This is a genomic window from Streptomyces sp. STR69, from assembly GCF_024519455.1.
Classification (GTDB): domain Bacteria; phylum Actinomycetota; class Actinomycetes; order Streptomycetales; family Streptomycetaceae; genus Streptomyces.
In genome coordinates this window covers 1-247 of the sequence record NZ_JALJRY010000124.1, presented here as the reverse complement: position 1 = coordinate 247, position 247 = coordinate 1, and the positions used below count along the sequence as shown (strand labels likewise).

Below are 247 nucleotides of genomic sequence, written 5' to 3'. Positions count from 1 at the left end.
CACCGACCCCCACCTGGTCGCCTCCTGGGACGGCTTCGCCCCCGACCCCGGCCGCACGGACGACTTCGAAGCCACGAAGAAGCTCCTTGTGGCTGACCTCGACCTGCACGTCAAACAGGCCCGGCGACTGGGCCGTGCCCCGGAGCGGCAGACGTGGCACTGCTCGATCCGGGCCGCCAAATCCGACCGCCTCCTCAGCGACGAGGAGTGGGCCGACATCGCCCGCCGGGTCGTCGCGGCCACCGGC

1 pseudogene is annotated in these 247 nt (G+C 72.5%); it reads left to right on the top strand.

The window, feature by feature from the left end:
- Positions 1-247, top strand: a pseudogene (locus OC490_RS49250) (mobilization protein); the annotation flags it as partial.